The sequence below is a fragment of the Anaerotruncus sp. 80 genome (genome assembly GCF_009936115.1).
Lineage (GTDB): Bacteria > Bacillota > Clostridia > Peptostreptococcales > Anaerovoracaceae > Senimuribacter > Senimuribacter intestinalis.
The window spans coordinates 18,487-45,459 of the sequence record NZ_QWES01000024.1 but is presented as its reverse complement, the minus strand read 5'-3'; the positions used below and the strand labels follow the sequence as shown (position 1 = coordinate 45,459).

The window sequence follows — 26,973 nt, the reverse complement described above, 5'->3', positions numbered from 1 at the left end:
TTATCAATGAGCAGTTGAAATCTCACGCTATTTATTATATACTTAAAAATGATTGTTGTCTAGTAGAATTTTTTATTTTTATAAATTTTAAATAGAAGGAGAAAGCTATAATGAGAAAATTTAAGAGTACAAGAGGGAGCAAGCAGGAACTGACAGGGGCACAGGCGATTATTCAGGGACTTTCTGAAGATAAGGGTCTTTACGTTCCGACTGAGATTCCGGCGATTCCGTTTAATATAGAAGATATGATGGGAAAAACCTATCAGGAGATTGCTCTCGCAGTAATCGGTGCTTTCTTCGATGACTATACTGAGGAAGAGATGCAGTACTGCATCAACGGCGCTTATGATGAAAAATTTGAAGCTGCGGATATTGCACCGATTGTCAGAGCAGGCGGCGCATATTTTCTGGAACTGTATCATGGAAGAACAGCAGCTTTTAAGGATATGGCTCTGTCTATTCTGCCATATTTGCTGACCACTGCCATCAAGAAAGAAAATGAAGATAAGAAGATTTGCATTCTGACTGCAACCTCTGGAGATACCGGAAAAGCTGCCTTGGAGGGTTTTGCAGATGTGCCGGGAACAGAAATCATCGTATTTTTCCCGAATCAGGGCGTCAGTCAGGTGCAGGAGCGTCAGATGATTACTCAGGAGGGTGCAAACACCCATGTCTTTGCTATCAACGGAAACTTTGATGATGCGCAGACTGGCGTAAAGAAAATATTTAATGACAACGCATTTGCCGAAAAACTGGCAGCCTCTGGGTGTAAGCTTTCTTCGGCTAATTCCATCAATATCGGCAGATTGGTGCCACAGGTTGCGTACTACGTCTACAGCTACATAAAGCTGGTGGAAAGCGGTGCGATTAAAAATGGCGAAAAGATGAACATCGTGGTGCCGACCGGAAACTTTGGGAACATTTTGGCAGGTTACTATGCAAAGCAGATGGGCATTCCTGTGGGCAAGTTTATCTGTGCTTCCAACGAAAACAAAGTTTTGACAGACTTTATCAATACAGGTATATATGATATCAAGAGAGACTTTTATCTGACTAATTCACCGTCCATGGACATTTTGATTTCCAGCAATCTGGAACGGCTGCTGTATCATTTATCCGGCGGAAATGGAGAGGAAATCAAGGCACTGATGGCGCAGTTAGACACCGAAAAGGTTTACAAAGTCAGCGATAAAATCAAAGCAGGCCTTGCTGATTTTTATGGCGGCTATGCGGATGTTGCACAAACCAACGAGACTATTAGCCAGATGTATGCGGAGCATGGCTATCTTATGGATACCCACACTGCAGTGGCGTATAAGGTTTATGAAGATTATCGCAAGGAGACAGGGGATACCACACCGACCGTCATTGCATCCACGGCTAGCGCTTATAAGTTTGCTGAAAGCGTTGCAAAATCAATCGGCCTTGGAGAGGAAGAAAATGGATTCCGCTATGTGGAAGCGTTGGCAGCAAAGACCGGCGTGCGCGTGCCGAAGGGCTTAAAAGATTTAGATAAGAAAGAAGTCAGACATACCGGCGTAATTAATATCGAAGAAATGATGAACGTGGTAGAAGAGTCTGTAAAATAATAAGTTGAATCAGTTAAACAAAAGGCTTCAGCATTTTCGCTGAAGCCTTTTTAGAAGGATTTTATTTTACTGCATTGAATCCGTCTTGGAGGTCTGCAATAATATCATCAATATGTTCTGTGCCGATGGACAGACGAATGGTGTTCGGCTTGATACCTTGCTCTGCCAATTCTTCTTCATTAAGCTGGCTGTGGGTCGTTGTAGCCGGATGAATCACCAGACTTTTAACGTCAGCTACGTTAGCAAGCAGAGAGAAAATCTGCAGATTGTCGATAAACTTGTGTGCTTCGGCAATGCCGCCTTTGATTTCAAAAGTGAAGATGGAAGCACCGCCGTTTGGGAAGAACTTCTGGTATAAGTCGTGATCCGGATGATTAGGCAGAGACGGATGGTTTACCTTTTCTACCTGAGGGTGCTTTGTAAGAAATTCCACAACTTTTTTTGTATTCTCTGCATGACGGTCAAGTCGCAAGGATAAAGTCTCTACACCCTGCAGGAGCAAAAATGCAGCAAATGGAGAGATGGTCGCTCCGGTGTCACGAAGCAGGATTGCGCGGACATAGGTGACAAAGGCCGCCGGACCTGCAGCTTCCACAAAGGAAACTCCGTGGTAGCTAGGATTTGGAGCGGCGATTGGGTCGAATTTTCCGGAGGCTGCCCAGTCAAACTTGCCGGCGTCTACAATAATGCCACCCAAAGTTGTACCATGACCGCCAAGAAATTTAGTTGCAGAATGGACGACGATGTCAGCGCCATGTTCAATGGGACGAATCAGATAAGGCGTGCCAAAAGTGTTGTCTACGATGAGAGGCAGCCCATGCTTATGAGCAAGTTGTGCTAGCGCGTCAATGTCAGGAATATCACTGTTTGGATTTCCTAAGGTTTCGATGTAAATTCCACGGGTATTTTCGTTGATAGCACCCTCGACCTCAGACAGATTGTGAATATCCACAAAGCTTGCAGTAATGCCAAAGCCAGGTAGGGTATGAGCCAGCAGGTTGTAACTGCCGCCGTAAATGGTTTTCTGTGAAACAAAGTGACCGCCATTTTGCCCTAACGCCTGCAGGGTATAGGTAATTGCAGCTGCGCCGGAAGCCAGCGCCAGTGCGGCTGTGCCGCCTTCTAAAGCGGCAACGCGCTGCTCCAGTACGTCCTGGGTGGAATTGGTAAGACGACCATAAATATTGCCTGCGTCAGCAAGTCCAAAGCGTGCTGCAGCGTGTGCAGAATCATGAAATACATAAGAAGTTGTAGCGTAAATTGGAACTGCACGAGCGTCAGTTGCTGGGTCTGGAGTTTCTTGTCCTACGTGGAGCTGGAGTGTTTCAAATTTATAGTTTGCCATGATTATTTTCCTTTCTGTTTATATGATTTTACATTTATAATATAGATTTACTGCTTAGCATCAGTGATGCGGATTAGTCACATTCGTCCGAATCGGAAATTCTCTCTGACAAGTTCCTGAAAATAGTGTTTCATTGTCTTAATTCCTTTCTTACAAAAATCAAACAGCCCGGAAGATTCGATTTGTCTTCCGGGCTGATACGTAACTGAACCTTGTGTATCGTTTAAGCGATAACGCGACGTACTTTTGAAGGAGAGACCCAACCGAATTCTGCTGCACTTAAAGACATGCACAGGGAGAACATCCACATGTACATAGTTGTCATCATATTTATCATTACAAAAGCAGAATTGTAATTTTTCATGATAGGGACTCCTTTCTTTCAATTTCCTGTCTGTGAAGTTAATATGAGTATAAATGTTTTTTCCTACTTTGTCAATGGGTAAATAGGAAAAATATGAAAATATGTGTAAACAGGGTCAATGTGGGCAGAATGCGTTTCAATGATTTTTTGGCGGGGGACAACTCTTGCAGGACACGACAGGACAGACCCTGGTGCGGTCAGCGGAAAATTCGTGGAAGCAGATATGGCTGCGCCGCTTTTTTTGTGTGTAATACACTGCCTGACAGGCAATATCAAAGATATTTGCTGTAGCACGATGAAATAAAGATAGGTAGAGAATTATGCGCAGAGTAAAGGTTTTGTTTTGCATCAAAAACCTGCTGCAAAAAAATGTTTTAAAAACATAGCAGAAACTACTTGCAATCTTCCTCAACTTGTGGTAAATTATAATGGTGCTTGGAGGATTGACCGAGTGGCTAAGGAGCCGCATTGGAAATGCGGTAAGGTGTAACAGCCCCGTGGGTTCGAGTCCCATGTCCTCCGCCAGAAATAAAAATGACACTCTGATGGGTGTCATTTTTATTTTTTGACTTAGCATCTAATGGGGCGAGAATCCACGCGTGGGTGAGAGTGTCCCATCCCCATTTTGCGCAGGACTTCGCCCGCAATGCAAAATGGGAGAGCGAAAGGAGCCTGCGATCCTCTGCTGTTCAATATTCGCAGGCTCCTGTAGGAGCTTTGTACGAAGTACAAAGCGTTGTCCTCCGCCAGAAAATCATTAAAAAACCAACGGTTTTGCCCGTTGGTTTTTTCTATACCTACATTCCACCTACATTTTTCGGAAAATAATAGGAGATGTGCAAAGAAGAACTTAGACAACCTCGACTGTCCAGTCTTCCGGAATAAGCTGCAAGATAAAGCCCTTGACTGTATCTACAGCTTTTTTCTTTGCTTCGGTAAGGAGCCCCTTGGCAGTGGCTTTTTTCTCCATCTCAGCTTTCTGGTCTTTGTTAAAGCTGTTGTAGTCGGTGACCTTTAGCGGGTTGAAAATGCTGGTGGTTTCGTCGAAAACCTCCAGACTGTCTTCCTCAATCTGATGGGACAGAATTTCAGCCTCAGGGAGAGTAATCGAAATCTTTTGCCCGGAAACTGAAATCTCAGCATTGGAAAGATTGACACCGGCTTTAATCTCTCCATCGTAGGTAATGATAAATCCTTTGGTGGTGAAAGGAAGTTTAATTCCGTAAAAATCTTTACTATTTTCAAATTCAGCCATATTGGTGTATGAGTAAGTAATCGTGGCGAGCTCACTAATTTCCGTCAGTTTATTCTCCAGCACTACTGCATCAATTTCGGAAACACCGGCAGATTTGCCAACCGAGCGTCCGAAAAAGAAACAGATGAGGCAGACTGCTGCAAGAAACAAAGCAATTACGCCGATTTGTTTAGCTTTCTTCATAATGTTCCCCTTTTCGACAAAATATATTGTTAAGCTTATTTTATCATCTGCCGGCAAAAATGCAATAGATTTACCACGGAATACAAAAATCTTCGTACTGCTTTTGTTGCAATAGATAAGACAAAGTTTTATAATAGATAATATCTAGTGATAGATTGGGTTTTAATTGAGAGTTTTACCAAAACACTGATACAGGAGGTGACCGTTTCCATGAAAGTCATCGTAATCGGTGGCGGTCCGGCTGGCTATGAGGCGGCAATGGGGCTTAGACGCCGAGGAATTGAAACAGTTTTAATAGAAAAGAACTCTATCGGAGGTACTTGTGTCAACAGCGGCTGTATTCCGACCAGAGTTTATTTGCAGGTGATAAAATCGGCAGAGACTCTAATTCGAAGCGGTTTTGCGAAAACGGAGCTAACCCCGAAGGATCTGCGTAAGTTAGCTACTGGGAAGATTCAGCAGCTTGTGTACGGCATGACATATATGCTGCAGAAGCAGAAGGTTCAGCTGTTAGAAGCGGAGGTTAGCCAGATAGAGGCCGGCAAGGTGTCACTGGCAGATGGAACCTGTCTGATGTGTGATGAAATTATTGTTGCCACTGGCTCAGAGCCAATCAGTGCAGAAAACTTTACCGCAGAGCAGCAGTTTACCGCAGAACAGCTTTTTACGCTGGAAAATCTGCCAAAACGACTTGATATAATTGGAGGCGGCGTCCTTGGGGTGGAACTTGCGGTGATTTTACAGTCCTTGGGCGTTCAGATTACTCTGCACGAGCATATGCCGCGAATTCTGCCGGGATGGGATAAGGACATCAGTGATGCCATGGCCTCCTACCTGAGAAGCCTGGGTGTACAGCTTGAGACCAACAGCGTATCCGGTGTTTTTGAGAATATGGTATTTTGCTGCGGAAGAAAGCCGAAGCTTCCGTTGATTAAAGGACAGACGGCAGGAATTCACTTGATTGGAGACTGCAAAGGCGTACATTTTACAGCGGATATGGCAGCAGAGGATGGCCGACAAGTTGGTGCGGCGGTGACCGGGGAAAGAACCGAACGCATAAAACCAAACATCGTTACTGCCCAGTGTATCTTTACGCCCCTTGAGGCAGCGGCAGCAGGCAGTATTTGCAAAGAAGGCATGGTAGAAAGTTATCTTTCGACAGATATGATGGCAGGCGGCGTGATTTTCGGCACGCAGGGCGCATTTGCAAAGGCAGTCATGGAAAAAGAAACCCACATCTTAAAAGGTTTTCATGTGGTTTCTCATTTGGCTTCAGAAATCATTCAAATCGGACAGGCAGCGATTGCTGCTGAGATGACTGCAGAGCAGTTTTTGGAGCAGGTATTTCCGCACCCTACGGAGGGAGAACTATTAAAGGAAGCCGTGCGAGGTCTGTTATGAATTTAATCATCGAAAGAAGTCATAACCCCAGTCATAATTTGGCAAGGGAAGAGATGCTTTTTAATCATGTGGAGGAAGATACCGTTTATCTTTGGCGCAACAACCCCTCAGTTATCATCGGTCGACATCAGAACACGCTGGCAGAAGTTGATGAGGCAGCTGCGGCACGTGAGCATATCGGAATAGTGCGGAGATTGACAGGAGGCGGCGCAGTCTTTCACGATTTGGGAAATATCAATTTTTCCTTCATTTTCCCAGATGGGGTCTTTGAGGAGAAGGCAGCGCAGGGATTGCAGATGATGATAAGCTATCTGCAGAGCTGCGGCGCACCATGTTTTGCAAACGGCAGAAACGACATCTGTATGACGGATTCCTCAGGAAATGTAGTGAAAATCAGCGGTACAGCCATGACACAGAGAGAAGAACGTGGGATTTTTCATGGTTGCATTCTCTTTGATTGTAATCTTGCTGCTATGGAAAAAGTCCTGACGCCAAAGAAGGAAAAATTAGTGTCGAAAGGCGTTACCTCTGTACGCAGCAGAGTTTCCAATCTGCGTGGACTGGTGCCTGCGCTTAGACATATCAGTGCAGATATTTTCTTTGAAGACTGGGGAAAGGAACTATCAAAAAGTTGTCAACTCATTGGGAAAATGAGCCCAGATGAAGAAGAGGAAATCGCGACTCTCATCGAGCGCAGATATGGAAACAGACAATGGAATTTCGGCAGGAATCCGATATGTACCATGGAGGCAAGCTGCAGATTTCCTGTAGGTACAGTGACCTTTCATGGAAATATCAAGGGTAGCGAAATCAAAAGTTGTTCTTTTAGCGGAGATTATTTGGGGCTGGAAGATTTTGGGGAAATCTCTGCGAGACTGCAGGGCGTTGAATTTTCTTACAGCGCCATAGAAAAAGCCCTGCAGGGGATAAAGCTTGAGGCATATTTTGGAACATCCAATAAAGAAGATATATTGAATTTTTTAGCAGGAAGGAGTGAGTAATCATGGCATTTATAATGAAAGATGAAGTTTTTGCAGATATGAGAGCAGTCTGTAAGAGCATGTATGAAGAGGGAAAAAATCTCAAAGCGGAAGAAGCGCTGATGAAGCTGATGAACATGGAAGGCATGCCTATGCACTGTCCGTATCACCACTTTATCATGCCGGCGGCGCTGCTGAGCATTGCGGCGATTCAGGAGGGAAAATCCTGGGAGGAACTGGATAGCTGGCTTGCTATAACAGAAGAACGGGCAAAGACCGTGCCTCCTGGATTTTGTGGAAACTGCGGCACTTGCGGCGCAGCAGTAGGCATTGGCATTTTTATCAGTGTATATACCGGAGCGTCGCCTCTTTCTGTGGAAAACTGGCAGTGGGCAAACGAGGGAACTGGTAAGAGTCTGATTGCGATTTCCAAATATCCGGGACCTAGGTGCTGCAAGAGGACTTCCTTTTTGGCGGCGCAGGAGGGTGTGCCGTATATCAACGAAAAATGTGGGTTACATATGGAGATTTCAGATGACATCAAATGCAGATACCATGGGAAAAATGCCCAGTGCCTGGAAGAGAAATGTCCGTTCTATGAAGAAGATGAGAAGGAGGCGTAAGAGATGGCAAAGGAAATTATCGTGCCGGAAAGTCTGCTGCCAAAGCCGCAGCCTTACAGGAATTGTGAGTGCATGAAGCAGCCCATTGATTTAACAGCAAAAAAAGGAACCATCACATGGCTGGTGGAAGTGGGGGAAGCTGTTAAGGAAGGGCAGACCGTCTGTGAGGGTGAAGTGGACAAGAAAATCGTAGAGATCAAGGCGCCGGTCAGCGGGATCCTCAAAGAAATTCTCATCGAAGATGAACACGTTTTTAAGGCAGGAGATGTAGTAGGATATATTGAAAACAAATAAATCTTTCAAGTAAGCAAAAAAGTTTTCTTATTTTGGCGAAATCGCCTTTTAAGAAAACTTTTTTTTCTGTCGTGGATAATTGTGCAAGTATGCAAATACGCAGCGAAGCATGATGTTTTACTCGATGGATTTTAGTGATTCAGTCATGCTGATTTTCTCCAGCTTATAGTACATGGCGAGACTGACTATTGTGGCAAAGGCAAATGTAAGAATCACGGCAAGTACGTAGCTGAGCGGTGTGATTCGCACGTCGAAGCAAATTAAATCCACTTGGATTTGGCTCATGACAAAAGCATGGAGTACTTTCCCCAGAATAAGTCCTACGAGGGCACTGATTCCTGTCAGGAAAAAGTTTTCGCGGAACACATAGGCAGAGGTTTCACCAGGATAAAAGCCCAGCACTTTGATGGTAGCGATTTCCCGAATTCGCTCTGTAATGTTAATGTTGGTTAAGTTGTAAAGCACGATAAACGCCAGTGCGCCAGCGCTGAGGATAACCAACAGAATAACGTAGTCCAGACTTTCCATCATGTTTTCTACGCGGATTCTGAAATCGTGGTTGATAGAAACTGCAGCTACATAGGAATCATTTAGGACGCTGGCGGAAGAACTGTAGATATGCGCGGTGTTATCGCCCGTATCTGCATTTGAGCCGTCTGCAGCAGAATCAGAAGCGGCATAAACCAGCGCAGCTTTTATTTCCGGAAGACCGCCCCAGTCATTTTCTACAGCTTTCGGTGAAATATAGATGTAGTTTTGCACGTAATTTTCGCAGACGGCGCTGACGGTAAGATGAACTTCCTTTCCATCTTTGTTTCGCAGAATAAAATCGCTGCCTGGCGAAAGATTATAGGTGTTAGCCAGCTTTCTGCAGATAACCGCTTCCTTTTGGCTCGGGTAGGAAATTGGATTACCGGCGTTATCATGAAGCCTTATGAAATCACCAAAGTCAGAACTGTCTGCTGCAATCAAGTTGACCGATTTTATAGCGTCCTCTGTCACTAGGTCGGCACTGCTTAGGTGGAGATAAATCAGCTTGTCTATAGAAGAAGCATTTTTTTCAGAAAAGCGCTGTTGGCGAGTTTCTGTCATTTCCTTATTAAATGTGATGCTGTAATCGTATACCTGAATTTCGTCGTACTGATAGTCAGCGAAGTTTCGCACAGAATCGCTGACGCCGAGACCTGTCAGAAGCAGGGCAGTACAGCCGCTGATACCCAGTACCATCATGAAAAAACGCTTTTTGTAGCGGAAAATATTTCTAAACGATACCTTATAGAGAAAGCTCAGCTTATTCCAGAGGAAAGGAATTCTCTCCAGAAGAATTCTCTTTCCATTTTTCGGGGCTTTGGGGCGAATCAGCTGGGCAGGCACTTCTCTGAACTCTGCATAGCAGGAGAACAGGGTAGTCCCCATGGAACACAGCAGAGAAACTGCAAGAGCAGAGGCTGCCAGCGGTTTATCGACGATATAGACAAGGTCTGCGCTGAAATCGTACATCATGCCGTAGGCGTGCCAGATGATAATCGGGAAGATGTAACAGCAGGAGAAGAAGCCGATGATACAGCCAATTAAAGCGGCGCTTCCCGAATAGAACATATATTTTCCGATGACCGCGCCGTTACTGTAGCCTAAAGCTTTCATAACGCCAATCTGGGTTCGCTGTTCATCAATCATCCTTGTCATGGTAGTCATACACACAAGGGCTGCTACCAGAAAGAAGAAAATCGGAAAGATTTTTGCGATTCCATCGATAATACCGGAGTCATTTTCGAAACAGGCGTAGCCGATGTTGGTATTTCTGTCCAGCACATATGTGTCAGGTGTTTCGATGTCTTCGATTTCTTTTTCGGCATCGGCAAGTTCTATTCGTGCATCTTTAAATTCCGCATCTGCTTTTGCAAACTTTTCATCTGCTTCCGCTTTGCCTTTATAGTAGGCGGTGAAGCCGTCTTCGATTTCTTTTTCGGACTTGGAAAGCTTCTTTCTGCCTTCGCTTATTTGCGTAAAACCTGTTTTAATTTCTTTTAGATTCTTTTGCAGTTCTTTTTCGGCAGCAGAAAGCTGCGCTTCGGTCTGTGCAGCCTGTTCCGGTGGCAGATAAGCTTTATTTGCTTCAAATTCTTCTCGTTTTTTTGCGGTTTCAGCAAGCCCTTGTTCTACCTTAGCCTGATTATCTTTGAGGCGTTTTTCCTGTTTGTTTAAGTTCTCTTTGTTTTTGGCAATTTCGGCTCTGCCGTCTGTCAACTTCTGATAGGTACTGGCAAGTTCTCGCTGGGCATCAGCTTTTTCGTTCTGATATTTCTTGTAGTTTTTGTCATATTCTTTCTGAGCTTCTGTAAGCTCTTTGCGTGCCTCTGTCACGATAGCGTCATAGCGGCGGTCTGCTTGTATGTCAACCTGTGTCTGTACGGCATCCTCCGTTCTTGAGATGAGATCTTTGTATGCACTGGTGTAAATGGGAAAGTTTTCAACAAGGGACAGGTAAATTTCAGTGTAATAGTCCGTATCAAAACCTCCGTCTCCGAGGTAGGCAAAACCGGAAACGGATCCATTTCCAAGAGCGGTGGAGCCCCTTTCAAAATTCAGGTAAATGGGGGAAACACAGGTTCCCACAACGGTATAGGTGTCATGGGTCAGCATGTCCAGTGTGTCATCTTCGTTATCCTTGGACAAATGGATTACAGAGCCTATGGGATCTTCATCGAGGAGGTTGTAGTCGATAATGCATTCATTTGCAGCTTTTGGCATGCGACCGCTTTTTAGAGTTAAGGTATTGATATTCTCAGGCAGGGAATGCAGTTTCAGCACTTGGTCGGTTTTTACATTATCAGTATGATAAAGCACGTCACAGCTGATAGAGCCCTCGGCGTTTTTTACGTCTTTAAGGGCTGCCATAGCAGTGACATCCTCTTCTTCGAAACCCAGTGAGTTCATGACCTGATAGTCGAAAAAATTGTTTGCATCAAGATAGTTTCCTGCTGTGGCAATCATGGCTTGCCGGGTGACCTTTAGTCCGGAAAAAAAGCCTACGCCCAGAGCGACGATGGCGAGAATGGCAAGATAGCGACCAAGACTTGATTTGATTTCTCTAAATGTAGATTTCTTTAGCATGGGCGACCTCTCTTACCATTCGATATCTTCAACAGGAACAATATGTTGATTCTTTTCTTCAGAAAAAACGGTGCCGTTTTTGATATGAATAATCCTGTCAGCCATGGCAGTTAGCGCGGAGTTGTGCGTGATAATAACGACGGTCATGCCATTTTTTCTGCTGGTATCCTGTAGCAGTTTTAAAATAGCTTTGCCGGTGTTATAGTCAAGAGCTCCCGTGGGCTCATCGCAGAGGAGCAGCTTTGGATTTTTTGCAAGGGCGCGAGCGATGGCGACACGCTGCTGTTCACCACCGGAAAGCTGGGCAGGGAAGTTGTTCATTCTGTGACCGAGTCCCACTTCCGCCATAACGGTGCGGGCATCCAGCGGATTTTTACAAATCTGGGTTGCCAGCGAGACATTTTCGAGGGCGGTCAGATTCTGTACCAGATTGTAGAACTGGAACACAAATCCTATGTCATGGCGGCGATAGGCAGTCAGCTGTTTCTTGTCGAACTTTGAAATATCGGTACCATCTAAGATGACGGAGCCCCCGCTCAAGGTGTCCATACCGCCTAAAATATTCAAAAGGGTGGTCTTTCCTGCACCGGAAGCGCCAACGATGACGCAGATTTCACCTTTTTCTATTTCAAAGGTAGCGTCCTTCAGTGCTTCGATGGAAACCTCTCCCATATGATATACTTTTTTTACCTGATTGAATGCTACAAATGCGCACATAAAAAAGCCCTCCCCAGCAATTAAAATACTTAAAAATATTTTAACATAATTCCCGGGAAGGGTCAAAGAAGATTGGAAGAATTTCCTAAAGTTTCAGTTTTTTTATGGTCATGTCTCCGCTGGTGGAAGAAAATTCAAAGGAAGCTTTGCCGCTGCCGATGATGAATTCGTCTTCATCCTTAAAATTGATGTCAAATTCACTGTGGAAATTGCCGCTGATGGTGTCAAAGTCACAATCCAGACTAGGCTTTTTTGGAAGATACACAACACAGTCACCGCTGATTGTGTACATTTCAAAGGAAGAAGGACAATGCGATAGCTTTAAATCCATGGAGCCGGAGGTAGAATCAAAGGTGATGTCATCAGCCAGCAGGAGATTCCCCGTTAAGTTTCCGGAAATGGTATCAATAGACAGCGCCTGCGCCGCGATATTTTCCAGATAGATGTCGGAAGATATTGCGTCAACGTCCAGTTCCTGCAAACTTTCCGCTATATTTTTGGGAACTTTTATCTCCAACGCTTTAATTGGGAGATTATCATCATTATCGGAGAAGGAAAAACCGATATAGTAGTTGGATTTGCAGTATTCGACTTGAAGAACGCCGTGCTTAATCCGGTAGCGAAGGCAGTATTCATCGTCTAACTCTTTGTTTGAGGATTCGGTTAAAATGATGTCATCGCCGTCGTAAGGGATGACGGAAATATCGCCGTCAATCCAGTCGATACTGATGGAACGAATGGAAGATGCGGAGATGTGATATGTATTGTCATTTTCAAAAGTATTATCGTAGTGAACTTTTTTATAACCTACAAAACGCCAGAGGTCGCTCTCCATAATATTTGTTAGAGAACCGCCGCAGATTAGACCGATAATGGACAGAATGAGACCGAAAGAAATCAGACCTGCAGAGGCAAGTAGGATAATTTTTGTACTGTGTTTCATCTATTACACCTCCTGTTTGATGAACAGACTCTTTATCTGCCCATAGATATAGCGTGAGAATTGAGTAAGGTAGACTGCGGCAGCCTTTGCGGCAAGAATGCCCAGAAGGCACAGACCAACAAAGATAAAGCTGAAGCCGATGGTGAGCAGCACATAACCGATACCACTGCTTGTTAGCGTAAATGCTTTAAATAGCAGTATAATCCCAGCAAATCCAATGGATATGACTACTGCGAAGATAGCAATGATGACTGCTGCGATGACGATAAAGATAGAGCCGATGACTGCAATGAACGCAAATAGCAGGGGCACCCAGAGAGGAGAACCGATGACAGCCAGGATAATGGCGGTTGTTGTCCATCCTTTCTTTGGTGTAGCTTTTGCTTTTACTAGATGAGACAGGGAAGCTTCCCTAAGAATTTGCTGTGCAAGCAGATTTACATCGCCAAAACTGGCAACTGCAGCCTCTTCACTGACACCGTCTTCGACCATATCGTCGATGAGCTCAGCATAATAATCAAGTCGTTTCTGTGTCTCCTGTGGCGGAAGTTGGGTCAGCCTGATTCGCAGCTGGTGCAGAAAGATTTCTTTATTCATGTTCTAATCCCTCCTTGATGTATCGATAAATAATTTCAATTTCTTCCCAGCCGGTAAGGAATTCTCTGATCTGGGTTTTGCCGGTTTCTGTCAGTTTGTACATTTTGCGAAGACGACTGTTGTGCTCTACGGTGTAGACCATCAGGCAGTCAGATGCTTCCAGTCTCCTCAAAATGGGATATAAAGTGGATTCTGACAGTTTGATATAGTCGGATAAATCCTTGATGATTTTGTATCCGTAGGAATCGCCTCGGCTGAGTACTGACAGTACGCAGACGTCGAGGAGTCCCTTTTTCATCTGTGGGTTAATCATGGATTATACCCCCTTTCGTGTAATACTATACAATGCGTAGTACTATCTGTCAAGAGGTATAATCGGATTTAAGAAAATTGTAAGAGATTTATGAGAAAGATATGCGATGACATTACAGTGGATTGATGATATACTGGAAGAAATTTATAAGAGAAAGGTAACTGAAAATGAAGCAAATTGAAGAACAATTATTTGCATTGCAAGATTTGAAATATAGGGATTTTCACGCAAGGCTCATGCCGGGTTATGAGAAGGAGAACATCATCGGCGTACGTACTCCGGCTCTCAGAAAGCTGGCAAAGGAACTTGCAAAGAAGATGGCAGCAGATCAGAAGATTGCCGCATTCCTGACAGAATTACCGCATAAATATTATGAAGAAAACAATCTTCACGCATTTCTCATCGAACAGATTGCAAAGGATTTTGATACAGCGCTTTCCATGACAGAGGAATTTTTGCCTTATATCGATAACTGGGCGACCTGCGACAGCTTTACGCCGAAGGCATTTAAGAAGGATTTAAACAGGCTTTATAACAAGACTTTGGAATGGATGAAAAGTGCGGATACTTATACGGTACGATATGGGATTGTAACTCAGCTGCAGCTATTTCTGGATGATGAATTCAGACCGGAAATGCTGGAAATTTTAGCACAGATACACAGAGACGACTATTATATCAACATGGCAATTGCTTGGTATTACAGCTTTGCTCTGATTAAGCAGTATGACAGCACTGTCGGGCTTTTTGAAGTACAGACGCTGGACAAATGGATTCATAACAAATCACTGCAAAAAGCGATTGAAAGCTATAGAATTGACAAGGAGACGAAAGACTACCTGCGCAGTCTGAAACGAAAATGAATGAAATAAAAGTGAAGAGACGAAGAAAACGTCACGGCTGCCTGCACTTTATTCTGTACTGCCTGATTCTGGCAGGAATCTGGTACTATGGCACTTTTACGCTTACAACGACGGAAGTGACCATCGAGAGTGAAAAAATACAAGATGAAGTGACCATCGTACAGATTACGGATTTGCATGGGTGGAAATTCGGTGAAGACAACAAGTGGCTGATAGAGGCTATTGAGGCGGCGGAGCCGAACTTTATCGTATCCACGGGAGATATGTTTTCTGCAGGCGACAGTCGGGGAGCGGAGGTGGCAGAACAGCTGCTTTCTGATCTTGCAAAGGAGTATCCAGTTTATGCAGTAAATGGAGAACATGACAATGATTCAGAGTTCGAGGAGAGACTTTCTAAGGCAGGAGTAGAGGTGATCCGATATGAAAGTCGTGATATTGAGATAGGGAAAACCAGCCTGCGCCTTTATGGAATTGATAATGTCTACTATTCCGACGCCTTCGACTTGCATAATGAATTCACACTGGATGAGAGCCGATACAATATTCTGGCGGCCCATATCAGCAATTCTAAAGCCTTTTCTGATTTTGGCGTGGATTTAGCGATGTGCGGAGATACTCACGGCGGACAGGTACGGCTGCCTTTTGTCGGCGGGCTGAACAACAGAGGAACATGGTTTCCGGAACTTGCCGGCGGCGAACCTTTTTATACCAAGGGTCTTTACGAAATGGACGCTATGAAGCTCTTTATTTGCGGAGGCCTCGGCAGCAGTCCGGTGCCGGTGCGGTTTCTTAACCGGCCGGAAATTGCGGTAATCCATTTAACGCCGGGGGACTGAGATTCATATTAAAATAACAACCCTATCCTTCCTCGGAGCAAAGCTTCAGGTGGGTACGGCAAATGAACAAAATGTATCATTGGTACCTTTAGGCGATTTTTGCAAAAAAGGTACTAAACCCTCAGAATAATTTTTCCTATTATATGGAAATCAAGGAATAAACTTTCGTATAATGGAATATTTGCATGAAAATATTCCGTTGAAAAACAGAAAGGTACAATAAATTTTGGTCCATTTGCTCAAAACCTTTTAGTTAGCATGAAATAACTCCTAATTTTTGATACCTTTTTTGCAAAAAAACGGAATAGGTACGAAAATTCAATGGAAAATAAAAACCTGCCGGGCAAATGAAAAAGCCGGACAGGTTTTTTTAATACTAATTTCCTAATGTTAATTCTTCAAGCTCTGTAGCGGTGCAGGGATTCTGCCGCCGCGGTGAATCATCTTGGCAGGGGATTGGCTACGCAGAGGCATAACCGGTCCGTAGCCCAACAGTCCGCCGAAGTCAAGTTCGTCGCCTTCAGAAAGTCCAATGGCAGGAATGACTCTGACCGCAGTTGTTTTGGAGTTGACCATACCGATGGCTGCTTCATCTGCAATGATTGCGGAAATGACTTCGCTGGCAGTGTCTCCTGGAATTACGATCATGTCAAGACCTACAGAGCAGACAGCAGTCATAGCTTCCAGTTTTTCGATGGAAAGTACGCCGTTTCTGGCAGCTGCGATCATGCCTGCGTCTTCGCTGACTGGAATGAAAGCGCCGGAAAGCCCGCCGACACTGGAAGATGCCATAACGCCGCCTTTTTTAACCGCGTCGTTGAGCATAGCAAGGGCAGCTGTTGTGCCGTGAGCGCCGCACTGCTCCAGTCCGATTTCTTCTAAAATGTGGGCAACAGAATCGCCAACAGCAGGAGTCGGCGCCAGAGAAAGGTCTACAATTCCAAATGGAACACCGAGCATTTCAGCTGCTTCCATACCGACAAGCTGACCCATACGAGTAATCTTAAATGCTGTTTTCTTGATGGCTTCGGCGATTACGTTAAGCGGTGCATCATCCGGCATCTTTGATAAGACGGAACGCACAACGCCTGGACCTGAAACACCGACGCTGAGTACGCAGTCGGCTTCTCCTACGCCGTGGAAAGCGCCTGCCATAAACGGATTATCTTCAACGGCATTGCAAAATACTACCAGCTTGGCAGCACCGATGCACTGTCTATCTTTCGTCAGTTCAGATGCCTGTCGTACTTTTTCGCCCATGAGTCTAACTGCGTCCATGTTGATTCCGGCTTTAGTAGAACCTACGTTGACGGAAGAACAAACCAGTTCGGTCTCTGCAAGAGCGCGAGGAATTGCCTCAATCAGCTCTCTGTCGCCAGCGCTGAAGCCTTTCTGTACCAGAGCGGAAAAGCCGCCGATAAAGTTCACGCCTACCTCGTGGGCAACTTTGTCCAGGGTTTTTGCGTATTTTACGGGATCGCCGCCGGAAACGCCAACCAACATGGAGATTGGAGTAACAGAAATTCGTTTGTTTACGATAGGAATACCGTATTTTTTTTCAATGGATTCGCCAGTCTTGACCAGATCTTTGGCAAGGCGGAGAATTTTGTTGTAAACCTTTTCGCAGGACTTATCGATATCGCTGTCAGCGCAGTCGATTAAGGAAATGCCCATGGTGATGGTTCTGATATCTAAGTTTTCTTCCTGAATCATGGTAATGGTTTCCATGATATCGCTCATATTCAGCATATTCTTATATCCCTCCTTCCATTAAATTCTGTGCATGGAGTTAAAGATATTCTCGTGCATGACATGAACCTGCATAGCAGGGACTGCTTCAGCGATAGACTTCTGCAGCTCATCGATTGAAAGGGAAGTTTCGGTAATGTCAATAATCATAACCATACAGAAAAAACTGTCCAGTACGGACTGGGTTACCTCGATTACGTTTGCGTTAGCATTTGCACAGGCAGTGGAAACCTTGGCGAGGATTCCTACCATGTCTTTTCCTATGACTGTAACTACAGCTTTTGATGTTTCTTTCATTTATTTATCTCCTTTAATATTAATTTCAAATTGATGGTCGCAAAGTGCGTCATTGACCTTATATAAAATTCGCAGGTTCGGGTATTTCTCTCGGAAATACGCCTTGTTGCAGCCGCAGTGTCCTACCATATTTGAGAAGTTTTTACCGTTTGCGTAAAAGTCTACCTTCACAGTCTCACTTTGCGGAAGCATTGTCTCCAATAAAAGCGCTTCCAGCGCCTCTTTTGCCAGTTCGCTTAAGACCAGCTGGCGGAAAGCGGGGTGATAAGTTTCGCTGTTGATATCGCCGTCTTCGTTTATGATATCTGTGCTTTTCAGCCCGACGCGAATGATGTTGATACCGGCGTTTGTGAGGATTTTGTACATTTCTTTGGTGCGAAGCACCGCCTCTTCCTGTGTCAGCGGTATGTATTGACCGCAAAGATACTGGTCGTAAAGGGCGGTATCCCGTATCACCACCGTCGGATAAAGCCGTGCAATGGAGGGACTGATTTTAACAGTCTCTTTTGCCGAAAAAATACAGCGGTCGAGGGAATCTCCCGGAAGCCCGATCATCAGCTGGATCCCCAGTTCAAAACCGTAGTCCTTGATCAGCTGAGCGCTTTTGTATACGATGGCGCTGTCGTGCCCTCTTCCAGAAAGTTTTAGAACTTCGTCATCAAAGGACTGAACACCCAGTTCAATGACATCTGCGCCGTAGGCTTTCAGATTGTCTAAAATATGTTCGTTGATGTAGTCCGGTCTTGTGGACAGGTGGATTTTGTGAATTCTACCCGCATCCTTGTAGCGTTTGGCGACAGCGAGATAGGCAGACTGTTCCTCTATTGGAATCCCCGTAAAACTGCCGCCGAAGAAAGCGATTTCAATCGTTTCTGTGCCAGCAGGTTCCAGTGTTGAGAGCCAGGTTTCGATAGTGCTTACAACATCTTCCTCTGTCGGCGCATGCTGCCTTGCTGTAATCTTTTTCTGATTGCAGAAAATACAGTCGTTGGGACAGCCTTTATGAGGGATGAAGATGGGGATAATGGCATGCTTTTTCACTTTCTTTCACCTCCATTACATGAAGTCCTAGCCTGGTTTCTGCCTGAAGTCGATGGCAGGTCAAACGCCAGAAAATCCAAAATCTTTGATTTTGTGATTTCTACGGTGCGCATCCTTCCGCATTTTTTGATATCTCCGGAATATACTGCAAGGTTTGCAAATTGTATTTGCTCTCTTGTTTGTTTTTGTGTATTGACAAATTCCTATTATTTAAGGTTTTTTGTCAATAAATGAAGCATATTCTTGATTGGAAACCCGATATTTTACACAAATATTGACAGGATTGACAAAAATCAAGAAATTTGTCAATTTTGTCATGGTTTTTTGTTGAAAACATTGACTAAATTGACAAAATAATGGAAATCTGTCAATTTTGTCAAAGTAATGCATTAAAATGATGAAAAAATTGATTCTTTTCTTTGCATTTGTTGACAAAAATACAAAAAACCAAGAAATTTGTCAACGTCTGAACCCAGAGCGGCGGCATAGCCAGGAACCCAGCCTTGCGTAGCGAAAGCCAGTCCGTCTCAGCGCAATCTCAGCGCAAAGCAGCCCGCATGCTCATAAAATCGACCCGATATCGGTCAGCTTAAACTGCGGAAACCATTTGCAGGCAAGTCCACGCTTTTCGATAAAATCCAAGATGGAAGAAAAATCCGGGTGCCCGAACAAATCGCCGTGGAAGATGATTTCTTTGCCGACTCTTCCACTAGCGCCTCCAATGAAGCCGGTATCGTAGCCGTCAAGGCGAACAAATCCAGGGGCAACCCGAAGTACGGAAATATCCGGATACTGGCTGCAAGCCTTGATAATTCCCTCATCGTAGGTGATAATAGAGGTTTCATCCACGATAACCGTGCTGCATTTGGTGTAGCCCTGATGAACATCGATAAGAACCATGCCCATTTCCTTGGCTGCGAGAAGCAGTTTTTCGTTGGTCAGGGAAAGGTTGTGAATAAAATATTTGCCGGTGCAGGCAGCATTAAAACTTACATCAGCAGGATAATCTTTGCCTAGGTCTTCTGCAGCAGCGAAAAAAATAGGCGAATTGGTTTCAACGCCCATTTTACACAGAAAAGTGTCGGGATGACTGGAAATTGCCTTATCGACAATGCCATCTGATGTTACAAATTCCAAACTGTAACCCAGTGTTTCTAAGTATTCTTTTAGTCTGACATTTGCGTCTTTTGAAATATATATCTTATTCATGAAACTATTCTAACATGAAAAAAGAAAGAAAAAAAGAGGAGATTGTTTTTTCTTTGCATAACCTCTTGACTTTATGCCTGAAAATGTGTTTACATGAAAGTAACGCTTTAGAGGAAAGGAGATATCAAATGGAAAAAAATAACACTTTAATGACATCGGGCACAATCTGGAAGGAAATCCTCCTTTTTTCAATTCCGCTGATTTTAGGGAATCTGTTTCAGCAGCTTTATAATATTGTGGACTCTGTAATTGTAGGCAACATCGTAGGAAGTCAGGCGCTGGCAGCAGTAGGTGCAAGCGGCGCTATCATTCAGCTTCTTATCGGATTTTGTATTGGTGCTTCGGCAGGTGCGGGAGTAATGACCTCTCAGGCTTATGGTGCGCAGAATAAAGATGGTGTGTTTAAGGCAATTCATACTACCTTGGCAATTGCCATCTGCGCAGGCATTATTTTGTCAGTCGTAGGATTTCTGACTACACCATGGATTCTTCGCTGGATGAATACGCCGGAAGAGGTGTTTGCAGATGCAAAGGCATACCTGCAGATTTTCTTTGCGGGGCATTTTTTTGCAGTCATTTATAACATGCTGGCGGGTATTTTAAATGCCGTAGGAAACTCCAGACGTGCACTGATTTACCTGATTATTGCGGCGGTATCTAATACTATTTTGGATATTATCTTTGTTGCAGTACTTAAAATGGGGGTAGTGGGGGCGGCTATTGCGACAGATATTGCGCAGGCTATTTCCTGTTTCTTTATTCTGCGGTTTTTGCGGCGCACCAATGAAATGTATAAACTGCACTTCAAAGCGATTCGCTTTTACGACAATTTACTGGCAAAGATTGTAAAAATTGGTCTGCCAACAGGTGTACAAAACATTGTAATTTCACTGTCCAATGTCATCGTACAGTCCAGTGTCAACAGTTTTGGTGCTACAGTTATGGCGTCTTATGCAGCATTTAACAGAGTAGACGGCTTTATTCTGCTGCCGGTTTTAAGTATCAGCATGGCAGCAACGACCTTCTGCGGACAGAACTTCGGTGCGCAGAAGGTTGACCGAATCAAGCATGGTATGAAAACGTCCATCGGCATGGGTACTGCTTATGCATTGGTTGCAGGTGCTGTGATGCTGGTCTTTGGTCCATACATTATTCGGATTTTCACTGGCGAGCAGGCGGTTATCGAGACAGGCATTTATATGATGAAGTATATGTATCCATTCTACTGGGTTTTAGCGATTCTGCAGATTGCCATCGGCGCAATTCGCGGTGTCGGAAGAACTTTTGAGGGTATGGTCATTTCCATCTTCTCGTTGTGCGTTTGCAGGGTAATTTGGATTAAAGCCAGTCTCAGCTTTGCGCATCAGCTGAATTTGCTGATTCTAGGATATCCAATTACATGGATGATTGGTGCTGTTATGATGCTGATTTATATTAAAAAGGGCAGATGGCTCAGATATGAAGAAATGGGTCTTGAAAACCCGCAGAAGGGATGAAATCATTATGGTAAATATAGGAAATCACTGGGACGAAATATTAGCAGGAGAATTTGAAAAAGAATATTATCAAAAGCTGCGGCAGTTTCTAATTGCGGAGTACAGGAGCAAAACTATTTATCCGGATATGCATGACATCTTCAATGCGCTAAAGTATACAGACTATGATGATGTCAAGGTGGTGATTTTGGGTCAGGACCCTTATCATGGTCCGGGGCAGGCTCACGGCATGTCCTTTTCCGTACGGCCGGGTATCAAACAGCCGCCTTCACTTGTGAACATTTTTAAGGAGTTAAAGGATGATTTGGGGCTCAATCCGCCGGATCACGGTTACCTTGTTAAATGGGCAGAGCAGGGGGTGCTTCTGCTTAATACGTGCCTTACCGTACGTGAACATCAGCCTAATTCCCATAAAGGAAAGGGCTGGGAAATATTTACCGATCAGGTTATCAGGCTTCTCAACCAGAGAGAAAAACCTATGGTGTTCATTCTCTGGGGCGGTAATGCAAAGTCAAAACAAAGCCTGATCACAAATTCGAATCATCTGATTCTGACAGGAGCTCATCCCAGTCCGCTGTCTGCATACAATGGCTTTTACGGCGGACAGTATTTCTCAAAGGCTAACGCTTTTTTGGAAGACAGCGGGCAGAGTGCTATCGACTGGGATTTGAAGGAATAAACCAGGCCATCTTTATAGTCAAAAAGGTTGCGATAAAGCAACCTTTTTCTGTTGAAAATCGTTTTTTCTAATGCACTGAAAAGAAAAAATATTAGACTTATGCATAGAAAGCAGGAGTCTGTAGTCCTTGGCGACTTTATGGACTCTTGTTTTTCATTTGTTATAGAATTTTTTATTTCACAATCTTTCTTTTTCTTTCTTTTACGGTTGAATTTTTTGTTTTTTTGGTTATAATAAAAAGAAAGAAGTTATTGTAGGAGGGAAACTGAGATGAAGCGGATTGAAAATATAGACGTGGAATGGAAAGAAGTTTTCACAGGTGATATCAAGAAAGAAGTCATTGCCTTTGCCAATGCAGAAGGAGGCAGCATTTATATTGGAATCAGAAATGACGGAAGTGTAAGAGGGGTAGATGATTCGGATGCGGTGATGTTACAGGTTTCCAGTGCTCTTTCTGATGGGATTATGCCGGATGTCATGCCTTTTGTACAAATTAGAACCGTTGAAATAGAAGGAAAAGCAGTTGTTGAGATTGAAGTGCAGGTGGGAACTAGGAGACCGTATTATTTAAAGAGCAAGGGATTGCGACCTTCGGGGGTTTATATCAGGCAGGGCAGCGCCTGTTTGCCCGTTAGTGATGAGGGTATCAGACAGCTGATACTGGACGGCAGCGGTAAATCTTATGAGGACAGCCGCAGTATGGAGCAGAATCTTACATTTTCTGTGTTAGAGGCTGAGATGCAGCAAAAAGAAATCGAGTTTGGCATATCCCAGATGAGAAATCTGCATTTGATTGGAGAGGACGGTCTTTACACCAACTTAGCGCAGCTCTTGTCGGATCAGTGTGAACACAGTATTAAAGTCGCAATTTTTCAGGGTAAGGAGAAGGAAGTTTTTCTTAGCAGGAAAGAATTTTCTGGTTCGCTTTTGAAGCAGTTGCGCAGTGTGTATGAACTGATTGATTTGAGTAATAAGACAAAGGCCACTTTTTCTGGATTAAACAGAATTGATCGGCGTGATTATCCAGAAGGTGCAGTCAGAGAGGCTTTGATCAACTGCATTGTACATCGGGATTATGCTTTCAGTGCAAGCACGCTGGTCAATATTTATGAGGATCGTGTAGAATTTATCTCTTTAGGTGGTCTGGTGCAGGGGTTATCCCTTGAAGCGATTCTTATAGGGGTTTCTCAATCAAGAAATCCTAATTTGGCTTCAATTTTTTATAGGATGGGCCTGATTGAAAGTTATGGTACAGGCATCAGCAAGATTATGCGGATGTATAGGGAAGAGCCGAAACAGCCAAAGATTGAGACAGCACAGGGCGCGTTTCGAGTAACACTTCCGAACCGCAATTCTGATGAGGATACAGTTTATGAAAAGAACCAAATCGGTGATGAAGCGCAGGAACTTGCTTTAGGGGGTATTAAGATGCCGGAAATCAGATACGTTTATGCATCTTCAGAAGGTGCGCCTATCCCTTATACCACAGAAGAGGAACGTATTTTACGCCATGTGAGAGCAAAGGGCTTTATTACCCGAAAAGAAACAGAGTCTCTTTTACAAATAAAAACTACAAAAGCTTACCAGCTATTGAGAAGACTTTGCGAGAAGGGGCTTCTGCGTGAGCATGGAAGCGGTCGAAATCGAATCTATATCGGGGTATATGGCGCTGAGCAATAAGAGAAGAATTGAAATGAGGTAGCAAGTTGAACAAGAAAATTAAAGATTTAATCATGGTTGTTGTGATTGCAGCGATAATTGCAGTCATAGATTTATTAGATGGGAGTTTGCAGTGGCGTATGGATGCAGGCGTGCTCTTCCTGATTCTACTTATCGTGTTCTGGATGAGAAGTCTGATTCGCACAAGAGGTGCACGCAAAGAGATTTATCGCAAACTGGAGTCAGATGATAAAAGGGAGATGAAATAACGTATGAAACATAGATGTGCAGTAGTGACCGGCGCGTCCAAGGGCATCGGCCTGGAAATCGCAAAGGCGTTGCTTGCAGATGGATACCAGGTCTTTGGGCTTGCAAGAAGCAGTGCAAATCTTTCTGAAATAGATTGGATTAGCTGCGATGTGACGAAAAGGGAAAGCGTGGCTGCTGCTTTTGAGAAAGTGCAGGAAAAGGCAGGTTGTATTGATCTGCTGGTTGTCAATGCAGGCATGGGGATTTCCGGTGCGGCGGAATTTACCAGCGAAAAGGATTATCGCAGACAATTTGAAGTCAATGTATTCGGTGCTATCGCCTGCGCACAGCAGGCGGCTTACCGGATGAGAGCGCAGGGTGGAGGAAAAATTATCTTTATTTCCTCTCTTGCGGCAATTTTTCCTATTCCGTTCCAGAGCTATTATGCAGCCAGCAAAGCCGGGGTGAATGCCTTTAGTGATGCACTGGGTATAGAAATGAAGCCTTTTGGTGTGGAAACTTGTACTGTCATGCTCAACGATGTGAAAACTGAGTTTACAGAAAATCGAGTAAAGACAGCAGAGGGCGATGATACTTATAAAGGAAGGATCGCAGCATCGGTTGCAAAGATGGAACAGTCTGAGCAAAACGGCATGAGCCCTGTGAAGGTGGCGGACACTGTATGCGCACTAGTTCGGCGAAAGAAACTTCCTGCGCACAAAATTGTCGGACTTTCTAATGAATTTCTGGGGCTTTTGTACAGAATTCTTCCAACTAATTCCATGCTGTGGATTCTGGCAAAGATTTACGGATAAACAGGAGATGCTTATGAGAGAAAAACTACTGAAAATGACCTTGGCTGTAGGAGTCGTGTTCATCGTGGTGACTGCAGTTTTTAGCTTTTATTTTTATGAAAACAGCCAAGATGCACAGAGTGCGCTGGCGCTTTATATGCCAAACGTAGAAGCTGTGACAGGAAAAGATGGAACACTTTCGCTTCTATCCCTTTTTCGCAGCAATCTTTTTGCTTGTGCTACCTGTGTAGGAATCGGATTCATCCCATTTATATTCCTACCTGCTTGGGCGCTGCTTTCCAATGCAATGATGATCGGCGCACTGCTGGGAATTGTGCAGTCAAGCGGTGCGGTCAGTCTGACCAAGACTATTATATTTGGACTTTTGCCTCACGGGATTTTTGAACTTCCAGCCTTTTTCCTTTCCATGGCTATGGGCATCTATCTTTGCAAAATCCTCACCATGAAAATTTTCGGAAAGGCAAGGGATGAAAAAATTCTACCTAAGCTCAATGGAATTGCTAAGGGTTTTGTGATGGTCGTAATACCGCTTTTGATTGTCGCAGCTGTACTTGAATGCTATTTGACGCCGCAGCTGATGAATCTGACAGGAATAAACTAGAGGAGAACTATAGAAAATGGAAACATTGCAGACACTGTTTAACGATATATTTTCAACGGGTGAATTGGTACGGATGATCTTTTCCGGCAAGCGCAAAAAATCACTTGCTTGTACAAAGGTCACCATCAGACCACTGAAGATTTCGGGAAAGTCGTGCTTTCAGGCAGAGCGTACCTTCGAAAAAAAGGTGACTCACGAGAATCTTTCGGAGTCGGAAGCGGCAGCTTTGGCGATGCGTCTTGTGCGAGAGGAATTTAAACAAGTAAACATTTTTACGCTTTCTGAGGATTTGCAAGTGCTGGCAGCAAAGCCGGAAAAGCCGAGAATTACCACAAAGCCTGCCACAAAAGGCATGCCAACCCTGGAACACAACAGAGAAAAGAGGCGGATTATTCCAGAAAAGACACCTTGCGACTTTTTGGTGCGCCTTGGAGTTATGGACAAAGACGGAAATGTGATACAAAAACACTACAGCAAGTATAGACAGATTAACCGGTATCTGGAAATCGTAGAGGATGTGTTTTCGTCTCTTCCAAAGGACAGGACGCTGCGAATCATTGACTTTGGCTGTGGCAAGGCTTATCTTACTTTTGCGCTTTATTACTACTTGAAAATTTTGAAAGAGCGGGATGTGGAAATTATCGGACTGGATCTGAAAGAGGATGTCATTCAGTTCTGCAGTAAAATTGCGGAAGATTTGCAATACGACGGACTGCAGTTCTTGCGGGGTGATATTGCAGACTACACCGCAGACTATGCGGATATGGTAGTGACGCTTCATGCTTGTGATACTGCTACAGATTATGCACTCATCAATGCAGTTTCTTGGAATACTAAGGTAATCTTGTCAGTGCCTTGCTGCCAGCATGAGCTGTTTTCTCAGATTAAGAGCGAAATCCATCAGCCTATGCTGAAACACGGAATTTTAAAAGACCGCCTGACAGAATACCTGACAGACGGTCTGCGCGGCCTTAAACTGGAAGCCTGCGGCTATGATGTAGCGATGATTGAATTTACCAGCCTTGCGCATACGGCAAGAAATATCATGATAAAGGCTGTAAAGAATGCAAATGCAGGAAGTAGCCGAGCAGAGAGAGCGCAGCGGCAGTATGAAGCGCTGCGTGACTTTTACCATGTAAATCCTACGATAGATCAGCTGTGAAGCATCAGGCCTCTACAAAAGGAACGCCGAGAATATCGGCGATGGAAAGTGCGAAGTTGCGTCCAATGGCGTTGATATTGTTTTTGATCCAGTTAGCGTCATCGACGTTATCATGGTAGGCGACCTCTACCAGAACGGCGGGAGCCTTTGTGCGGCGCAGTTCTGCCAGGGTGGTGGTTGGAACTGCAGTGACTAGAGACGGATTTGGATAGATCTGTTTTAGATTGTTTGCGGTAATTTCGGCAGCGCTTTTTCCGGCAGCGGAGTCTCTGTAATAATATACGTCGGGACCTTTGATAGCGCCGGCAAGATTGGGCGGTGCAGCGTTGGAGTGAATGGCAAAGTGCAGATCGTAGTTTCCGGCATTGGAATCGGCGATAGAGTTGCTCACCGTGCCGCCGGGATTGTTTCTGGAAAAAGTGATGCCGCTTGCTCTGAGATAAGGAATCATGGCATCGGTGATGAGATTGGCATAGTATTCCTCGGTACCGCCGTTTACAAAAAGGTTGTATTCCTGGGTTGAGGGGCTTAAAAAAACACTAGGCATAAGTAGTCCTCCTAAATTTAATCATACGTTATAGTATGCAAAAGAACGCTGG

At 44.3% G+C, this 26,973-nt stretch carries 28 protein-coding genes and 1 tRNA gene; 16 read left to right on the top strand and 13 right to left on the bottom strand.

What is annotated here, in order from left to right; genetic code table 11:
• Nucleotides 1–110: 110 nt before the first annotated feature.
• Nucleotides 111–1,589, top strand: a complete 1,479-nt coding sequence (thrC, locus tag D1155_RS12350; protein ID WP_160202718.1) for a threonine synthase — start codon at nucleotides 111–113, stop codon at nucleotides 1,587–1,589.
• Nucleotides 1,590–1,650: 61 nt separating this feature from the next.
• Here the strand turns inward: thrC and D1155_RS12345 are convergent, their stop codons facing one another.
• Together D1155_RS12345 and D1155_RS12340 are read right to left on the bottom strand one after the other, a co-directional pair.
• Nucleotides 1,651–2,934 carry an O-acetylhomoserine aminocarboxypropyltransferase/cysteine synthase family protein gene (locus tag D1155_RS12345; protein ID WP_160202717.1) on the bottom strand — a complete coding sequence of 428 codons (1,284 nt, stop codon included), beginning with the start codon at nucleotides 2,932–2,934 and terminating at the stop codon, nucleotides 1,651–1,653.
• A gap of 223 nt (nucleotides 2,935–3,157) precedes the next feature.
• Nucleotides 3,158–3,298: a hypothetical protein gene (locus D1155_RS12340; RefSeq protein WP_160202716.1), complete on the bottom strand. Its 141-nt coding sequence runs from the start codon at nucleotides 3,296–3,298 to the stop codon at nucleotides 3,158–3,160.
• Between the two features lie 139 nt (nucleotides 3,299–3,437).
• Here D1155_RS12340 and D1155_RS12335 point away from each other — a divergent pair, with 139 nt between their 5' ends.
• On the top strand, nucleotides 3,438–3,602 hold the full coding sequence (locus D1155_RS12335; RefSeq protein ID WP_160202715.1) for a hypothetical protein: 165 nt from the start codon (nucleotides 3,438–3,440) through the stop codon (nucleotides 3,600–3,602).
• A 133-nt stretch (nucleotides 3,603–3,735) separates the two neighbouring features.
• Nucleotides 3,736–3,823: transfer RNA gene (locus D1155_RS12330), tRNA-Ser, on the top strand.
• Between the two features lie 325 nt (nucleotides 3,824–4,148).
• Here the strand turns inward: D1155_RS12330 and D1155_RS12325 are convergent.
• Nucleotides 4,149–4,736 carry a DUF4230 domain-containing protein gene (locus D1155_RS12325; protein WP_160202714.1) on the bottom strand — a complete coding sequence of 196 codons (588 nt, stop codon included), beginning with the start codon at nucleotides 4,734–4,736 and terminating at the stop codon, nucleotides 4,149–4,151.
• 210 nt (nucleotides 4,737–4,946) lie between these two features.
• On the opposite strand from D1155_RS12325, the gene D1155_RS12320 reads away from it, so the two are divergent.
• From D1155_RS12320 to D1155_RS12305, 4 genes are read left to right on the top strand one after another with little or no spacing between them, the layout of a single operon-like run.
• Nucleotides 4,947–6,137 carry an FAD-dependent oxidoreductase gene (locus D1155_RS12320; RefSeq protein ID WP_160202713.1) on the top strand — a complete coding sequence of 397 codons (1,191 nt, stop codon included), beginning with the start codon at nucleotides 4,947–4,949 and terminating at the stop codon, nucleotides 6,135–6,137.
• Nucleotides 6,134–7,138: a lipoate--protein ligase gene (locus D1155_RS12315; protein WP_160202712.1), complete on the top strand. Its 1,005-nt coding sequence runs from the start codon at nucleotides 6,134–6,136 to the stop codon at nucleotides 7,136–7,138. Before D1155_RS12320 ends, D1155_RS12315 begins: the two co-directional genes overlap by 4 nt.
• Before the next feature lie 2 nt (nucleotides 7,139–7,140).
• Nucleotides 7,141–7,740 carry a DUF5714 domain-containing protein gene (locus D1155_RS12310; RefSeq protein WP_160202711.1) on the top strand — a complete coding sequence of 200 codons (600 nt, stop codon included), beginning with the start codon at nucleotides 7,141–7,143 and terminating at the stop codon, nucleotides 7,738–7,740.
• Nucleotides 7,741–7,743: 3 nt separating this feature from the next.
• Complete coding sequence (locus tag D1155_RS12305) at nucleotides 7,744–8,034, top strand: lipoyl domain-containing protein (protein WP_160202710.1); 291 nt, start codon at nucleotides 7,744–7,746, stop codon at nucleotides 8,032–8,034.
• 117 nt (nucleotides 8,035–8,151) lie between these two features.
• Here D1155_RS12305 and D1155_RS12300 read toward each other — a convergent pair whose 3' ends face one another.
• The 5 genes from D1155_RS12300 to D1155_RS12280 form a co-directional block, all read right to left on the bottom strand.
• A complete protein-coding gene (locus D1155_RS12300; protein ID WP_160202709.1) occupies nucleotides 8,152–11,148 on the bottom strand; it encodes an FtsX-like permease family protein in 2,997 nt (998 codons plus the stop codon).
• Between the two features lie 12 nt (nucleotides 11,149–11,160).
• Nucleotides 11,161–11,865, bottom strand: coding sequence for an ABC transporter ATP-binding protein (locus D1155_RS12295; RefSeq protein WP_160202708.1), 705 nt, complete (start codon nucleotides 11,863–11,865; stop codon nucleotides 11,161–11,163).
• An 85-nt stretch (nucleotides 11,866–11,950) separates the two neighbouring features.
• Entirely contained in the window at nucleotides 11,951–12,808 is an 858-nt protein-coding gene (locus D1155_RS12290) for a DUF4097 family beta strand repeat-containing protein (RefSeq protein ID WP_160202707.1), read from the bottom strand.
• A 3-nt stretch (nucleotides 12,809–12,811) separates the two neighbouring features.
• Nucleotides 12,812–13,405 (bottom strand): DUF1700 domain-containing protein, encoded by a 594-nt coding sequence (locus tag D1155_RS12285; protein WP_160202706.1) that lies wholly within the window; start codon nucleotides 13,403–13,405, stop codon nucleotides 12,812–12,814.
• On the bottom strand, nucleotides 13,398–13,718 hold the full coding sequence (locus D1155_RS12280) for a PadR family transcriptional regulator (RefSeq protein ID WP_201759594.1): 321 nt from the start codon (nucleotides 13,716–13,718) through the stop codon (nucleotides 13,398–13,400). The genes D1155_RS12285 and D1155_RS12280 overlap by 8 nt, the downstream gene beginning before the upstream one ends.
• 167 nt (nucleotides 13,719–13,885) lie before the next feature.
• Between D1155_RS12280 and D1155_RS12275 the strand changes: the two genes are divergently transcribed.
• Both D1155_RS12275 and D1155_RS12270 read left to right on the top strand, forming a co-directional pair.
• Nucleotides 13,886–14,581, top strand: coding sequence for a DNA alkylation repair protein (locus D1155_RS12275; protein ID WP_160202705.1), 696 nt, complete (start codon nucleotides 13,886–13,888; stop codon nucleotides 14,579–14,581).
• The gene (locus D1155_RS12270; RefSeq protein WP_160202704.1) at nucleotides 14,578–15,417 is read left to right on the top strand and encodes a metallophosphoesterase; all 840 of its coding nucleotides are present in this window, start codon (nucleotides 14,578–14,580) and stop codon (nucleotides 15,415–15,417) included. The genes D1155_RS12275 and D1155_RS12270 overlap by 4 nt, the downstream gene beginning before the upstream one ends.
• Nucleotides 15,418–15,807: 390 nt before the next feature.
• Here the strand turns inward: D1155_RS12270 and D1155_RS12265 are convergent, their stop codons facing one another.
• The 4 genes from D1155_RS12265 to D1155_RS12250 form a co-directional block, all read right to left on the bottom strand.
• Nucleotides 15,808–17,166, bottom strand: coding sequence for a PFL family protein (locus D1155_RS12265; protein ID WP_160202703.1), 1,359 nt, complete (start codon nucleotides 17,164–17,166; stop codon nucleotides 15,808–15,810).
• 21 nt (nucleotides 17,167–17,187) lie between these two features.
• Entirely contained in the window at nucleotides 17,188–17,463 is a 276-nt protein-coding gene (locus D1155_RS12260; protein WP_160202702.1) for an ACT domain-containing protein, read from the bottom strand.
• Nucleotides 17,464–18,504, bottom strand: coding sequence for a radical SAM protein (locus D1155_RS16120; RefSeq protein ID WP_160202701.1), 1,041 nt, complete (start codon nucleotides 18,502–18,504; stop codon nucleotides 17,464–17,466).
• Nucleotides 18,505–19,065: 561 nt separating this feature from the next.
• Nucleotides 19,066–19,713: a DUF6873 family GME fold protein gene (locus D1155_RS12250; RefSeq protein ID WP_160202700.1), complete on the bottom strand. Its 648-nt coding sequence runs from the start codon at nucleotides 19,711–19,713 to the stop codon at nucleotides 19,066–19,068.
• Between the two features lie 128 nt (nucleotides 19,714–19,841).
• Here D1155_RS12250 and D1155_RS12245 point away from each other — a divergent pair, with 128 nt between their 5' ends.
• The 7 genes from D1155_RS12245 (at nucleotide 19,842) to D1155_RS12215 (ending at nucleotide 26,374) form a co-directional block, all read left to right on the top strand.
• Nucleotides 19,842–21,209, top strand: coding sequence for an MATE family efflux transporter (locus tag D1155_RS12245; RefSeq protein WP_160202699.1), 1,368 nt, complete (start codon nucleotides 19,842–19,844; stop codon nucleotides 21,207–21,209).
• A gap of 7 nt (nucleotides 21,210–21,216) precedes the next feature.
• The gene (locus tag D1155_RS12240) at nucleotides 21,217–21,888 is read left to right on the top strand and encodes a uracil-DNA glycosylase (protein WP_160202698.1); all 672 of its coding nucleotides are present in this window, start codon (nucleotides 21,217–21,219) and stop codon (nucleotides 21,886–21,888) included.
• Nucleotides 21,889–22,158: 270 nt separating this feature from the next.
• Complete coding sequence (locus D1155_RS12235) at nucleotides 22,159–23,568, top strand: RNA-binding domain-containing protein (protein ID WP_160202697.1); 1,410 nt, start codon at nucleotides 22,159–22,161, stop codon at nucleotides 23,566–23,568.
• A gap of 26 nt (nucleotides 23,569–23,594) precedes the next feature.
• Nucleotides 23,595–23,816: a hypothetical protein gene (locus tag D1155_RS12230; protein ID WP_160202696.1), complete on the top strand. Its 222-nt coding sequence runs from the start codon at nucleotides 23,595–23,597 to the stop codon at nucleotides 23,814–23,816.
• A gap of 3 nt (nucleotides 23,817–23,819) precedes the next feature.
• The gene (locus D1155_RS12225) at nucleotides 23,820–24,611 is read left to right on the top strand and encodes an SDR family oxidoreductase (RefSeq protein WP_160202695.1); all 792 of its coding nucleotides are present in this window, start codon (nucleotides 23,820–23,822) and stop codon (nucleotides 24,609–24,611) included.
• 13 nt (nucleotides 24,612–24,624) lie between these two features.
• Nucleotides 24,625–25,212 carry a stage II sporulation protein M gene (locus D1155_RS12220; RefSeq protein WP_160202694.1) on the top strand — a complete coding sequence of 196 codons (588 nt, stop codon included), beginning with the start codon at nucleotides 24,625–24,627 and terminating at the stop codon, nucleotides 25,210–25,212.
• A 16-nt stretch (nucleotides 25,213–25,228) separates the two neighbouring features.
• Complete coding sequence (locus D1155_RS12215) at nucleotides 25,229–26,374, top strand: SAM-dependent methyltransferase (RefSeq protein WP_160202693.1); 1,146 nt, start codon at nucleotides 25,229–25,231, stop codon at nucleotides 26,372–26,374.
• A 4-nt stretch (nucleotides 26,375–26,378) separates the two neighbouring features.
• On the opposite strand, the gene D1155_RS12210 is transcribed toward D1155_RS12215, so the two are convergent.
• Nucleotides 26,379–26,921, bottom strand: a complete 543-nt coding sequence (locus tag D1155_RS12210) for an N-acetylmuramoyl-L-alanine amidase (protein ID WP_160202692.1) — start codon at nucleotides 26,919–26,921, stop codon at nucleotides 26,379–26,381.
• Nucleotides 26,922–26,973: the final 52 nt, after the last annotated feature.